The 13,390-nt window shown below is 40.4% G+C and carries 12 protein-coding genes and 1 pseudogene; 7 read left to right on the top strand and 6 right to left on the bottom strand.

Going from position 1 to position 13,390, the window contains the following annotated elements; translation table 11 throughout:
• The 3 genes and pseudogenes from B3X18_RS13585 to B3X18_RS13575 all read right to left on the bottom strand — a co-directional run.
• Positions 1–425 (bottom strand): annotated as a pseudogene (locus B3X18_RS13585) (1-aminocyclopropane-1-carboxylate deaminase/D-cysteine desulfhydrase); the annotation flags it as partial.
• A gap of 102 nt (positions 426–527) precedes the next feature.
• Complete coding sequence (locus tag B3X18_RS13580) at positions 528–1,673, bottom strand: HlyD family secretion protein (RefSeq protein WP_005027655.1); 1,146 nt, start codon at positions 1,671–1,673, stop codon at positions 528–530.
• Between the two features lie 57 nt (positions 1,674–1,730).
• Positions 1,731–3,368 carry an MFS transporter gene (locus B3X18_RS13575; protein WP_005027653.1) on the bottom strand — a complete coding sequence of 546 codons (1,638 nt, stop codon included), beginning with the start codon at positions 3,366–3,368 and terminating at the stop codon, positions 1,731–1,733.
• A gap of 463 nt (positions 3,369–3,831) precedes the next feature.
• Here B3X18_RS13575 and B3X18_RS13570 point away from each other — a divergent pair, with 463 nt between their 5' ends.
• Entirely contained in the window at positions 3,832–3,999 is a 168-nt protein-coding gene (locus B3X18_RS13570) for an NF038215 family lipoprotein (protein ID WP_005018716.1), read from the top strand.
• Between the two features lie 268 nt (positions 4,000–4,267).
• Here B3X18_RS13570 and B3X18_RS13565 read toward each other — a convergent pair whose 3' ends face one another.
• The gene (locus B3X18_RS13565; RefSeq protein ID WP_005027650.1) at positions 4,268–4,723 is read right to left on the bottom strand and encodes a DIP1984 family protein; all 456 of its coding nucleotides are present in this window, start codon (positions 4,721–4,723) and stop codon (positions 4,268–4,270) included.
• A 186-nt stretch (positions 4,724–4,909) separates the two neighbouring features.
• On the opposite strand from B3X18_RS13565, the gene B3X18_RS13560 reads away from it, so the two are divergent.
• Positions 4,910–5,533: a LysE family translocator gene (locus tag B3X18_RS13560; RefSeq protein WP_005027647.1), complete on the top strand. Its 624-nt coding sequence runs from the start codon at positions 4,910–4,912 to the stop codon at positions 5,531–5,533.
• 66 nt (positions 5,534–5,599) lie between these two features.
• On the opposite strand, the gene B3X18_RS13555 is transcribed toward B3X18_RS13560, so the two are convergent.
• Positions 5,600–5,956 carry a hypothetical protein gene (locus B3X18_RS13555; RefSeq protein WP_005027645.1) on the bottom strand — a complete coding sequence of 119 codons (357 nt, stop codon included), beginning with the start codon at positions 5,954–5,956 and terminating at the stop codon, positions 5,600–5,602.
• 144 nt (positions 5,957–6,100) lie between these two features.
• Entirely contained in the window at positions 6,101–8,161 is a 2,061-nt protein-coding gene (metG, locus tag B3X18_RS13550; RefSeq protein ID WP_005027642.1) for a methionine--tRNA ligase, read from the bottom strand.
• 367 nt (positions 8,162–8,528) lie between these two features.
• Here metG and apbC point away from each other — a divergent pair, with 367 nt between their 5' ends.
• The 5 genes from apbC to B3X18_RS13525 all read left to right on the top strand — a co-directional run bounded on the left by apbC (position 8,529) and on the right by B3X18_RS13525 (position 13,388).
• Positions 8,529–9,758, top strand: coding sequence for an iron-sulfur cluster carrier protein ApbC (gene apbC, locus B3X18_RS13545; RefSeq protein ID WP_005027640.1), 1,230 nt, complete (start codon positions 8,529–8,531; stop codon positions 9,756–9,758).
• Positions 9,759–9,978: 220 nt separating this feature from the next.
• Positions 9,979–10,155, top strand: coding sequence for a hypothetical protein (locus B3X18_RS13540; RefSeq protein ID WP_005027638.1), 177 nt, complete (start codon positions 9,979–9,981; stop codon positions 10,153–10,155).
• 246 nt (positions 10,156–10,401) lie between these two features.
• Positions 10,402–10,995 (top strand): LysE family translocator, encoded by a 594-nt coding sequence (locus B3X18_RS13535; protein WP_005018736.1) that lies wholly within the window; start codon positions 10,402–10,404, stop codon positions 10,993–10,995.
• Positions 10,996–11,111: 116 nt separating this feature from the next.
• Entirely contained in the window at positions 11,112–11,681 is a 570-nt protein-coding gene (gene dcd / locus B3X18_RS13530; protein WP_005018739.1) for a dCTP deaminase, read from the top strand.
• A gap of 243 nt (positions 11,682–11,924) precedes the next feature.
• A complete protein-coding gene (locus B3X18_RS13525; RefSeq protein ID WP_005027635.1) occupies positions 11,925–13,388 on the top strand; it encodes a hypothetical protein in 1,464 nt (487 codons plus the stop codon).
• Positions 13,389–13,390: the final 2 nt, after the last annotated feature.

The following is a 13,390-nucleotide window of genomic DNA, read 5'->3' as shown; positions in this document are numbered from 1 at the left end:
TCTGGAATGATATAAGCCTGAGGAAAACGTTGCTGTAACGTCTGCAGGTAGGCCTGATCAGCCCGGTATTTGTATTCATGACGACTTATAAAATAGAGCTGCATGCCATTTGCTTGGGCCTGCATAAGGGTTGGATTAAACGGACGCTGAGCCAGTTCTTCTCCCCGGATAATACCTATAGTAGATAAACCGGCAAGTTTGCCTGCGGCGGCGGTAGCAGCAATATGATTCGAAAAAGCGCCTCCAAAAGTCAGAAGTTGTTTGAATCCTTCTGCCAGAGCAAAATGGATATTGTTTTTAAGTTTATAAAATTTATTGCCAGAAATTTCTGGATGAACCAGATCTAGCCGCTTGACAGTTAAGCTCAGTTGAGCGTGCTGAATAATAGTCTGGTAAGGTACAGGCTGAGCTAAAAGGTCAAGCATAAAAACTGGCAATATAGACTAGACTAAGATAAAACAATCATAAACTGTTGTAGCTAAAAAGGCAGTTCACTGCTGTTACATGGTAGTTATTTAAACAGCTCATTATGAGCTGGTATCAACTGAACTGATTACGGACATACCCGGACGCAAATCCTTAATTCCTGGCTGATTTGGATCAATTGCAATCCGTACCGATATACGCTGTACCACCTTGGTAAAATTGCCTGTAGCATTATCAGCCTTAATTACACTAAATTCTGAACCGGCTGCTGGAGCGATCCGTTCTACGCGACCAGTAAACTGACGATCATTCAAAGCATCTACTGTAAAACTTGCTTTCTGACCAACTTTCATATTGGCAATCTGGGTTTCTTTAAAGTTGGCAATAACCCAAGTCTGTTTTGGAATCAGAAATAACAGCTGTGAACCTGCAGCAACGTATTGCCCCACACGCGGGTTTACCTCCCCAAGCTGGCCGTCCATTGGAGCACTGATCAGACTATAATTTTGGGTGGTCTGAGCCTGTGCTTGTTGTGCCTGTGCATTTTTGACCTGTGCTTTCAGACCAATCTGGGCCACTTGAGCAGTTTTCAATGCTTCACGTGCGACCTCAACATTTGCCTCAGCCTGTCTAAGCTGTGCTTGTGCATTTTTTACATCAGCTGCGGCTCTATCCTGTTCTGTTTTAGAGGCAGCACCACTATTACCAAGCTGCTGATAGCGCTGTAGCTGGCTACGCGCTAGTTCATACTGTGCTTTGACCTGTTCTACCTGCGCCTGAGCTGCTGCAATATCGGCGCGGTGCTGGGCAATTGCCTGTTCTTGGTTAGCCAGATTGTTTTCTGCCTGTTCTACCGCAGCTTCTGCCTGGACAACTTGTTCCCCATAAGTTTTCGCATCAATTCTCAGTAAAGGTTGCCCTTTTTTGACATAGTCAAAGTCTTTGACCATAACCTGCTGAATATAGCCATTAATTTGAGAAGACAAAATAGTTGTTTGCCCTTTAACATAGCTGTTATCAGTACGTTCGATTGCTGTATGAAACGGACCTAAATGCCAGGCCCATAAGATAATTGTAATACCAATAATTAAAACAAGCAGCATCCAGAATAAAGTGGAATGTCTGGTTGGAATCAGCTTGCTGGAAGGTTGAGGTGTAGCAGGAGCTTCAGTCTTTTCATGCTCAACCTGTTCAGATTGTGCTACCGGTTCTGTCTGTTGATCAGTTTTATTTTGGTCTTCTGGCATGGATATAACTCAAATTCTGTTTTTATATCAAATTTTCATTTAACTTGCAGATTGTGTCTATGTCTGCATGCGTCTTGCAACAATCTTCATCCGGACAATAATAAACAGACCCCAGATTAGCAGTACTACAGCAAACAGCCCGTTCAGGGCAATAACATCATTATAGGCCCGGACTTGTGCTTCGCGGGTTACAACTTGATTCAAGTTTCGTAATGCTTGAGTTTGTGCGAGTACCGTATCAGGTGACTGGGCAGCTGTGGCTACTTGGTATTGATGTAAACGCTGGCTAATCAGTGGATCGGTTCTGTCCATTTCTAAAGTAATTTCAGCTTTGTAGTTTTGGGTACGATGCTGTTGGTAGGTATTGAAAAATGAAGAACCGACCAGTCCGCCAAAAGTCTGAGTTGCAGAGAACAGCACAATGAAGGTAACGACATGCGATGGCCCTTGTGCTAGTGTTTTGGCAAAACCGGCCAGTAGCAGGGGGCCAATAAAAACACCACCTGCAAATCCAACCAGAAACTGACTGGTAAAGAAATTGGAAGGCCGTACATCACTGGTCAGATGATAATCTAGACCACATGCCACCAGGATCAAAAACTCAGCCAGTACCAGATGTATAATAATTCGCTCTCTAGAAAAGGTTAGAGCACTAAAAAGTGTACCAGACAGAATACCCGCTCCAATAACGATATACAGTGGCACAAACTGGTCTGGCCCCATACCTATCGTTTTTAAAAAACTGACAGCGGCATAACTTTGTTCCGACATGAGCAGACGAATGGCAAAAGCGCCCAGAATAAAATGTAAAATTGCCCCTGTACTCAACCAGCGCGTCATAATAAGCGGGTTGACCCGGTAGTGTTCATAAAGTAATCCGGCGACTAACAGGGTAAGACCAGCAATAAGCACATATGCCAGCCATTCACTATTAAACCACCACAAGATTGGTCCCTGAGTAAGTACTATACACAGGGAGGCAAAACCTGGAGCAAGTAATAAAAAAGTAAAAAAGTCCTGTTTTTCAAAAACATAAATTCTTAGACTGCGTGGTAATTTTAATGAAACTACCATTGCCAGACAGCAGATGGCTAACCCTAGTTCAAAAGTGTAAAGTACCATCCAGCTATGAGTATCGACCAGGTAAGGTGAAATAATCCAGGCTAGAGGCAAGCCAAGCTGCTGAAAACCAAAAGCAATATAAATACCTTTGGCCATATCTTCTTTCTTGAAAGCTTGCATAACATAATACATACCTAGAGAACTGAGCGGCGCGGCAGCCAGACCGGCAATAAAACGGGCAAAGAGAGCCATTTCATAGGTATGTACTAAAATATGCAGAATCAGAACTGCAATAAAAGCAATCAGCCCGACTTCTGAAAACAGACGTAAACCATATTGTTGTCGGGCTTTAAATAAAATCAGGTTTGAGCTGACATTAGCCATAACATAGGCTGCTGGTAGCCATGCCGCTTCTGATAGGGTTAAACCATATTCTCCCTGAATGATAGGTAAATTGGCAGTGATAAAGCCATTACTCAAGCTGGCCGCAATGGCTACAAATAATCCAATAAACAGATAAAGAAAACGCTTTGGGCGTGAGTGGGCGATTGCTGCTGGAGAACCAGGTAAGGTCGGGCGTTCATCCGGTGTCCAGTCCGGTGGAGTTTCTATAAAACGTGGTGTTTTATCCATACAGCTTCCCAGTTTTAGAACCCAAGGTTATAAACCTTAAGTTCCACTCATATTTCCCTATATTAAGGCGACCGCCAACTCTATAAATAAAGCTTCAAACAAAGAGTGAGCTTATTACAAGTCATAGCTTTCTCGCTAATTGAATTTTTAAGTATTAAAAATGATGGAGAGTTCGACTAGGCATATATTGAAAGCTATATACTGATATGTAAGTAAGTTTTTTGTTGAAACTTTAAAGCTTTAGTTAAATATAAGACACCATAGTATAAAAAGAAAACTGCATTTATACTTTTCAAAGGGGCAGTTTTGAGCATGCTCCTTATGGTTTTCTGCAAGTTTAAGGAAGGCTAAAGTAAATATAAGTTTTATATAAAAGTTTACTTATTCAGGCTGTTTGCTGAGCGATGACTGTTGTATTATTTTCAGTATGAAACAATAACAACAACAAAAAAGGAGTGCCAGTATGGAAAAGCAGTCCCCAATTTTTTATCTATTTGTATTAATGCTGCTGAGCGGATGCGGTCAAGATCAGTTGAATAAACCGGTAACTCAGACACCGCTCAGTATTGCAGGTACGCCTGTATATGAGCAGCATTACCGTTTGACAGATACACAAACAGCTAGGCCATAAGACAAATTATATCCTTACAAGAGAGTTAGCTGAAAAAGAAAGGAAGGTGGGCATATTGTCAGTACGCGGTAGTGCCAACTAAAGAGTAAGAGATAAAAGATGAAAAGTGCTACGTCAGACTAATGAAGTATTGAAGTAGACGTCTTACCTCTATGCAAGGGTTTGTCTTATTTAAAACCTTACAAACCGGATAAAAAGGTCTTGTACTCGCCCAATATGCCCGAACTTTGAATATTGTCCTGTTTTTAAAAACAGATCAATAAAATAATCAAATGAGATCTACTTGCCAGTTTGATGCTTGAATTTCCAGATTGTTCTGACGCAATTTCTGACTGATCTGGTCGGCCTGTTTTTGTAGATCGCTGACAGAGACTACTTTTATCCAGCGAATTTCACTGGAACTGTATCTTGCAGATTCACGCCGTGTACTGTCAATTGCCTGTTGAAGAATACGATGCTGACTAATCAGGAAATCCCGTTCATTTAAAACATCCAGTAAAGCTTTACCCTGAACGGTTTGGGCCTGGGCATTAGTCATGTGAATCCGTTTAATCAAATCATGCAGCTCGGTGTTGACTGCAAATGCTTCTTTTAGCAATTGCTCGGGGTCTTCACTGGGCTGGTCGCCTTCTTGTATCAGTACATTGTTATTAATACGTTGCTGCAAAGATGCAAGCTTGGTCTGTAAGTCACTTCGCAGTATCAACGCTTCAGCAAGTTTCATGAGATAAAGTTATACTCTGCTATTTTCTTAATATAAAAATATTCTGAGTCTTTATTTAATACTATACAATTTCAGTTTGTATCTTGGCTGCTGTATGTTTTCTAATAAATTGATAGACTAAATCTATGCACTTCGCTATAAAGACCACGATTAAAGATTTCTCTCTAATGATTTGAGGACACGCTTGTGGAATCGTTATTTATTATAGGTTCAATTGCACTAGCTCTGATGCTGGGCGCAATAAGTCCGGGCCCAACATTTATTTATGTGGCAAAAAATTCAATTGCGATTTCACGTAAGCATGGCCTGTTTACTGCACTGGGCACAGGGACTGGCGCAGCATTGTTTGGTTTTCTTGCCGTCATGGGGTTACAAGCCATATTGCTGGCTGTGCCTTCGGCCTATTTTATTTTGAAAGTCTGTGGCGGTTTATATTTACTTTGGCTGGCTTATAAAATTATTAAGCATGCTAAAGAACCAATGGGTAGTACCTATGGATCAGTTCAACCGATGAGCTATGCCCAAGCTTATCGTTTAGGCCTGATTACACAGTTAAGTAATCCTAAAATTTCTATTATTTTAGCCAGTATTTTTACTGCACTCTTACCTAAAGAAATACCTCCCTATTTTTATGTGGTCTTACCTCTGCTGTGTTTCTTTATTGATGCTGGCTGGTATTCTCTGGTAGCTGTTGCACTATCTGCCGAGAAGCCACGTCAGGTTTATTTGAAGTTTAAAGCTATTTTTGACCGGATTGCTGGTGGTGTAATGACATTATTAGGTCTTAAATTAATTTTTGGGATGAAGTAATAATTTCTTTTTTTTATGAAATAATAAGGCTTGTTTAAAAAGCCCCTCACTTGAGGGGCTTTTATCTTATTTTCTACAGTTTGGTTGAGAAAGGTCAATCACTTGAGAGCCTTCTACACGGTAACCAATTTGACCAACAAGAAAAGCCTGATTTAATTGAGTAATAACTACATCAGAAAGCGCTACAGAGCATGGATTTTTTTCAATGGCACGATCAATAGCAGTTTTAAAGTTTGGTATGCCTAGTGGAAACAATATAACAGGTACTTTATCTTCACCTGTAACGCGTTCACCTTTAATAAACTGATTAGAGTTTAAGTTATAGTTTTTGGTTGAAGCAACCGTCATATCTGCAATACGCATCGTACAACCTGTAATTGCAATAGTTGATGCAGCTAGTGCAATTACTAATAGATTTTTCATATATTCCCCGAATAATTGTAATAAATAAAAAAGCGCAGGTATTTTTTAATAATTTAGAATAAATTTCAATAAATTAATTATACTTTTAAATAAAAAGGCCTCTATAATTGCTATAAAGACCTTATGCAGTTTAAGTGTTGAGTGTTAAGACACTTTATCACCCGGTTTAGCACCATTCTCAGGTGAAATTACCCACACACCTTCGCCATTACCTGCCGCCAGAACCATCCCGTTAGAAATACCAAAACGCATTTTACGTGGGGCCAGGTTTGCCACCATAACAACTAATTTACCTTTAAGATCTTCAGGTTGGTAAAACTCACGAATTCCACTAAATACATTTCGCGGTTCAGTTTCGCCAACATTTAAGGTAAGTTGAAGAAGCTTATCAGACCCTTCTACATGCGCAGCTTCTAAAACTTCTGCTACACGCAGGTCAACTTTTATAAAGTCTTCAATACCAATAATGTCTGCTTCACCGACTTGAGCTTCAGCTTTTTTCTCTTTGGCTTTTTCTTTTTTCTTCTCTACTTTAGCAGGCTCTGCCACAGGTGCTCCTAATGACTCTTTAGATGCATCAACTATTGCTGTAACTGCTTTTGGATCAACGCGTTGCATCAGCGGCTGGAATAGTCCAATTTCATGATTTACCAGTATCTGCTTACGGGATTCAAAGTTAAAACTGTCAAGCTTCAAAAAGTCTTGAACCTGTTGAGCTAATACTGGAAGTACGGGCGCCAAGTAAATTGCCAGTTGGCGGAACAGGTTAATACCGACAGAACATACATTATGAACTTGAAGCTCTTCACCTTCAATTTTCGCAAGCGCCCAAGGTTTTTTCTCATCAATATACTGATTTGCACGGTCAGCCAAGGCCATGATTTCACGAATAGCAGTCGAGAATTCACGGGCTTCATAAGCCTTCGCAATCGAATCGCCAGCTTCAATAAAACTCTGTACCAGCTCAGGTTCAGCACATTCAGCAGATAGTTTATGATCAAATTTAGTATTAATAAACTTGGCACAGCGGCTGGCAATATTAACCACTTTTCCAACTAGGTCAGAATTTACCTTCTGAATAAAGTCGTCCAAGTTAAGGTCGGAATCTTCTACTTTGTCTGAAAGCTTTGAAGCAAAATAATACCGCAGGTATTCAGGATTTAAATGTTCCAGATACGTTTCTGCTTTAATAAAGGTCCCACGAGATTTTGACATTTTCTGTCCATTAACAGTCAGAAAGCCGTTTACAAATAAACCTGTAGGGGTACGATAATTAGCACCTTCAAGCATGGCAGGCCAAAACAGGGCATGGAAATAAACGATATCTTTTCCAATGAAGTGATACACCTCATTTTCAGAATCTTTTTTCCAGAAATCATCAAAATTTAAATCTGGGCGTTTGGTCTGGATATAGTTTTCAAAACTCGACATATAGCCAATCGGTGCATCTACCCAAACGTAGAAGTATTTATTCGGTGCATCTGGAATTTCGAAACCAAAATAAGGCGCATCACGGGAAATATCCCAGTCTGAAAGCCCTGCATCAAACCATTCATCTAACTTGTTGGCAATTGAAACCGGTAAACGTCCTGAATCACGAGTCCATGTCTGCAGATATTCTGAAAAGTTAGGTAATTTAAAAAAGTAGTGATCTGAAGATTTCTCTACTGGTGTCGCGCCGCTTAAAGTTGATTTTGGATTAATCAGCTCAGTTGCATTATAGGTCGTTCCACATGCTTCACACGAGTCACCGTATTGGTCTTCCGTTTTACATTTTGGGCAGGTACCTTTAATGAAACGGTCTGAGAGGAACATGCCTTTTTCAGGGTCAAATAGCTGAGTAACCGGGCGAACCGCAATATTTCCAGCTTCACGGTTTTTAATATAGATTTCTTGAGAGCGTGCTTTATTCGTGTCGCTATTGGTAGAGTCATAATGATCAAAGTGAACCCCAAAGCCATTAAAGTCACGAATGTGTTCTTTTTGCACATTGGCAATCTGTTCTTCCGGTGTAATGCCATTTGCCTCGGCACGTAACATAATTGCTGTACCGTGAGCATCATCTGCGCAGACATAAGTCACGTCATGGCCCATTGCACGCATAGCACGAACCCAGATATCCGCCTGGATATAACCAAGTAAGTGTCCCATATGGATGGGGCCATTAGCGTAGGGAAGGGCGTTAGTGACTAAGATATTACGCACAGATTGACTCTCTCATTCGTATTCATTATTTAAGACGGTCAATTTTACCTGATGAGCGAAGGAAAACAAAGCGAGGCTTTATTTAACAGTAAGTCTCACGCTGTAGTTAAGTAAAGAAAGAAAAATGAGTTTTCAAAGAAAATAAGACCAAATTTTTATTTGATAAATAAAGGCAGAGATAATTAAAAAGAATTGAATAGAACTAGATTTAGAAAAGAAATTAGAAACCAACAGCTATAAAGCTGACTAAATTACTTGAAAATTAGAGGCTTTTGTCTGTCTGGCACAGAACAGCTATTAACCTTCACGACACTTACAGGTAAACTAACCCTATTCAGCAGAAATGGTCCGGTTTGGAGTCAAAGTTATGTCATGGTTTTCTTCATTAAAATCAGTATTTTCACCAGCTAAAGGCGTGAAAGAAGAAGAAATCCAGCAGGTACTGCAAAATTATGTGCTGCCGCATTCTAATAACCGTTTGCAGGACCGTATTACCCAGTTGCAATTGCATGAGGCAACCCTGCAACTGACCATTAAAACATATCCTGAAGAAAAGCCTTATCTACAGCAATTACATGATGAATTGGCTGACCAGTTAGAAAAATGCGGATTGCAAGAACTGAACCTGCATGTAATTCAACAAAAAAATAATCTCGCAGCTGCGACCCCTGCTCAAGATAGCCAGAGTGAGAAAAGTTCTTTACCGCCGGTAGTGGATGCTTCAGCTCAAGTCAGTCCTAATACTGCGCCTGACAATGACCCGAATAATCCACCTATTGAAAAAGCTGCGCCCCAGCAACGCGATGTACCAAAACATTCACGTATTCAGAATATTATTCTGGTCTCTTCTGGAAAAGGTGGGGTAGGCAAGTCTACAACAACTGTTAATCTGGCGTTAGCATTACAGAAACTGGGCTTAAAAGTTGGCGTACTGGACGCCGATATTTATGGGCCGAGTATTCCGACTATGCTTGGCAATGCTGGACATACGCCTCTTATTGAAGCAGAAAATTTTGTTCCTCTTGAAGCATATGGCATGGCCGTACTTTCAATCGGCCATTTAACCGGAGATCACAATACACCTGTAGCGTGGCGTGGTCCCAAAGCTACAGGCGCGCTGATGCAGCTATTTAACCAGACTTTATGGCCTGAACTGGATGTGCTGGTAATTGATATGCCACCTGGAACAGGGGATATACAGCTTACATTGGCTCAGCGTATTCCAGTAACAGGTGCTGTAATTGTAACTACACCTCAGAATGTAGCATTAATGGATGCCACTAAGGGAATCGAACTGTTCAATAAGGTAAAAATTCCGGTGTTAGGTGTAATCGAAAATATGTCTACACATATCTGCTCAAATTGTGGTTATGAGGAGCAGATTTTTGGCACAGGCGGAGGTGACCAGTTGGCAGATCAGTACCAGATTCCGCTGCTTGGCCGTCTTCCACTCAATGTTCAGATCCGTGAAAATACCGATGCCGGTAAACCTTCCGTAATTGCAGAGGATGAGGCAGCTGAAAGTTATATTGAAATTGCCAGAAAAATTGCTGAAAAACTGCCTCAGCATAGTCGAGATGAGAAGCGCATCTTCTAATTTCGATATTCTGAAAGCAAAGCCTTCTTGATACGGCAGGGTGAAGTTCAAGAAGGTTTTTTTGTTTGATATTTTAAAATAACTAAAATTAATTAAGTATTTACTCTAGAATGACTGCCAAGTCAATTTGAAAATTTTCGCCGTTTTTATCATTTTTTCTTTACCGGCTCCCCGCTAAGCTCTCAGCTGTTTTTTAACTGTTATTTTTAGAGCTAACCTTATGAAAACTCTCCTGAAAGTTTTACCTCTCTCTTTAGGTATGCTGGTCGCGGCTGCTCCTGTGATCAGTTCTGCTACAGTGGTTTATACTCCTTCATTTCCTGCTGCGAAAAAAACCGTGCCTGTTCAGGCAGCTGAGGTACAAAATGCAGGAGTTACTACAGAAGCAGCTGCTTAATATTTCAACTACCTAGCTATAAATAAAAAAGGATCAGCTCTGATCCTTTTTTATTTATAGTCTTTCGAACAGAAGAAGTGACTCAAGCGTTCTATTTGTATTTTTTCTTACAAATTATTGTATTTAATATATTTATATAAATAACACTCGGTGGTAAATTCTATTTTATAAAGGCTCCTAAAATTATATTTTGCGAGAGTTTATAAACTCCTTTAATCTTCGCTCACTCAATAGTGAGGTGACTCTATGATTTCATGGCTTTTTATTGGCCTAGTGGCAAGCGTGCTGCTTACACCAGGACCGACAAATACTCTATTAGCCTCTTCTGGAATCCGGCTTGGGGTGCGACGTTCTGCACGTTTAATTCCAGCAGAAGTTTTAGGTTATATTATTGCCATTACTGTCTGGGGCACCTTGATTGATACAGTATCAGCTACCCTGCCGATCCTACCAACTTTATTAAAGCTTTTAAGTGCGTTTTATATTATTTTTCTGGCAGTTAAACTATGGAAAACTGCAAATGTACAGCTTGATCTGAACCAGCCCGCGATTCGTCCTCGTGAGCTATTTGTAGCGACTCTACTCAATCCTAAAGCTTTATTGTTTGCTTCAGCTATTTTTCCGGTTGCTGCATGGGTCAACTGGTCTATCTATGCTGTGCATATGGGAGTTTTTCTGGCTCTTATTGTGCCGATTGCATTATTCTGGACTTTTATTGGCTCAAGTTTGAATACTCCAAAAGTCCGGTGGTTAAATCAGCGTAATCTACAGCGAACGGCTTCCTTGATTTTGGTCAGCTTTTCTATTCCACTAAGCTACTCGGCTTTACTGAGTCTGTAATAATATTCAACATGCATACGTCTCAAGGCTTGTAGCTGATCTTGTTTTCATTGTGACAGATTTAAGTTAAAGTACAGCGCAATAATTGATTTTCAGTATTTTTGGATAGAAACAACATGGCTATTAAGTCTGATCGTTGGATTCGCGAAATGAGCGAAAAACACGGCATGATTGAACCGTATGCAGAAAACCAGGTCCGCCTCGATGAAAATGGTCAAAAACTGATTTCTTATGGTGTGTCCAGCTATGGCTATGATGTTCGCTGTGCACGTGAGTTTAAAGTTTTTACAAATGTCCATTCTGCAATTGTTGATCCAAAAAATTTCGATGATAAAAGTTTCATCGATATTGAATCAGATGTCTGTATTATTCCACCTAACTCATTTGCTTTGGCCCGTACGGTAGAGTATTTCCGTATTCCACGCAATGTACTAACAATTTGTCTGGGTAAATCCACCTATGCACGCTGCGGTATTATTGTTAATGTCACGCCGCTGGAGCCAGAGTGGGAAGGCCATGTTACGTTAGAATTTTCAAATACTACCAATTTGCCAGCGCGTATTTATGCAGGTGAGGGTGTTGCTCAGATGCTGTTTTTTGAAAGTGATGAAGTGTGTGAAACTTCTTATAAGGATCGTGGCGGGAAATATCAGGGACAACGAGGTGTGACTTTGCCAAAAGCATAATTCAGGTTTCATTTATAAATAGGCGGATCATTTGAATCCGCCTATTTTTTTACAATTCATTCATCGGAAACCATGTCTTTCAAGGCTATTTTTTTTGCAATTACATTTATATTCAGCATAATTAACTTTAAAAGATCTAGGTATAAGTACTGCTATAGCAATAATTGAATAAAGCTAGAAATACCAAGATATCGAGGAATAAAAATAAATGATGCGGAGCATCAGATAAAAAGGAAGACCGAGATGATTCATCATTGGAAGACTACAGGATTTCGTATGTCCTGTTTGGCCGCTATGGCCGGCTTATGCTTGACCCAAACTGGTTATGCACTTGAATCCTTGTCTGATGACCGTTTAGCTGAAACAACAGGAGAGGGAATAGCACTTCTTCCCGAGAATTTTAAAATGGTCTTTCAGGGACCCAATGATCAGTCGGCAGCTTCAAGTTATAACCGTTCAAATATTACCGATGCAGCTAAGTATGATACAGGTTTCATCCGAATTATTCCGACGGGTGAGAACTATGAACAACTTAAACTGACCGCCGCCCAAGCCGCAGCAATGCATAATAAAGCAGACATTTTTATCTACGGTCTGGCCTTATCAAAATCCAATTCAGACTTGAACCAGAGGTTCAGTAATCAGGGGTTTAACTGGGGAGATGCTGCAAATCCATGGTTATTCCGTGCCGGAACAGCGACCAATATTAAACAGTTCGCTGCAAAAAATCCTTCTGGTGATATCAGCTATCTGGCTCTAGAAGCTCCCCTGGTTAAAGTTGATGCCGATGAATCAGATAATAATATCAAGCTGGGTTTCTGGCTGGATGCTTTTTCACGCTCTTGGGATTCCTCTAATACATTAAATCCCATTACGGGAGCACCGATTCCCAAGCCAACTTCTGATGGAAATGATCAGGATCTTGATAGAAATCAAAGACTGCGGATGCAATTCGTAGCAAATGGCCTGAGCCTAAATGGATCTCAAGTCCGTTTATTTCAGACTCAAGCTTCAGACAATACCCAGCATAACCAGTCACTTGGTATGGCTAATATTATCCGGTTGAATACCAATGATAACCCATCCACTCTCAAGATAAGTGACTCAGCAACCAGCCGCAATGCTAAAGCTATACGTTTGAGTACAGCAGCTATTCAGGAGGGTACGGCAGCTACACCAGCTTTGGATAAATCTTTCGCGCCAATTTTTAATGATCAGGAAGGTTTATATCTGTACAGTCCAAACCTTAATCTGGTCTTGGGTAATATGTATCAGCCTTTTGTTCTAGGTTCTGAAGGAAACAATATTATTCTTGAGGTCACCCGCATTCCGAATGTGCCGGAAATCTATAGCCAGATTTATACTTTTTATAATGATACAGATAAAGATACCAAGCTTGAGGGTGCTTTAACCGCAGCTTCTTTTAAGGGCTCAACCTGTAATGTGGCTTATTGCGGTTCGAATTTATCTGATGTCAAAGCTGGTACCTCAACTATTAAATATCAGGGCACAAATGCTACTCATAGCAGTATCTCGATTGGTAGCGTAACACGTGATCCAACTACAAATTTACTTAAAGCAAATACTGATAGTAATGCTACAGGTGTGGTATTCAGAGGACCATCTAATACGATGACTAATTTAGGCTCTGCGGTGATTGACGGGGTCATGATACAGCATCTTAAATTCAAGACGACCGGGCTATAGGA

The sequence above is a fragment of the Acinetobacter sp. UBA6571 genome (genome assembly GCF_002434085.1).
In the GTDB taxonomy this organism is placed as follows: Bacteria; Pseudomonadota; Gammaproteobacteria; order Pseudomonadales; family Moraxellaceae; genus Acinetobacter; species Acinetobacter radioresistens.
This window is presented reverse-complemented; position numbering and strand designations above follow the sequence as displayed.

What these genes read in the sequence shown, in the direction of transcription:
- B3X18_RS13540 (WP_005027638.1), top strand. Translation starts at nt 9,979, where the DNA reads ATGAAAACTCTCCTGAAAGTTTTACCTCTCTCTTTAGGTATGCTGGTC.
- B3X18_RS13575 (WP_005027653.1), bottom strand. Translation starts at nt 3,368, where the DNA reads ATGGATAAAACACCACGTTTTATAGAAACTCCACCGGACTGGACACCG.
- B3X18_RS13525 (WP_005027635.1), top strand. Translation starts at nt 11,925, where the DNA reads ATGATTCATCATTGGAAGACTACAGGATTTCGTATGTCCTGTTTGGCC.
- apbC (WP_005027640.1), top strand. Translation starts at nt 8,529, where the DNA reads ATGTCATGGTTTTCTTCATTAAAATCAGTATTTTCACCAGCTAAAGGC.
- B3X18_RS13535 (WP_005018736.1), top strand. Translation starts at nt 10,402, where the DNA reads ATGATTTCATGGCTTTTTATTGGCCTAGTGGCAAGCGTGCTGCTTACA.
- B3X18_RS13565 (WP_005027650.1), bottom strand. Translation starts at nt 4,723, where the DNA reads ATGAAACTTGCTGAAGCGTTGATACTGCGAAGTGACTTACAGACCAAG.
- B3X18_RS13570 (WP_005018716.1), top strand. Translation starts at nt 3,832, where the DNA reads ATGGAAAAGCAGTCCCCAATTTTTTATCTATTTGTATTAATGCTGCTG.
- B3X18_RS13555 (WP_005027645.1), bottom strand. Translation starts at nt 5,956, where the DNA reads ATGAAAAATCTATTAGTAATTGCACTAGCTGCATCAACTATTGCAATT.
- B3X18_RS13580 (WP_005027655.1), bottom strand. Translation starts at nt 1,673, where the DNA reads ATGCCAGAAGACCAAAATAAAACTGATCAACAGACAGAACCGGTAGCA.
- dcd (WP_005018739.1), top strand. Translation starts at nt 11,112, where the DNA reads ATGGCTATTAAGTCTGATCGTTGGATTCGCGAAATGAGCGAAAAACAC.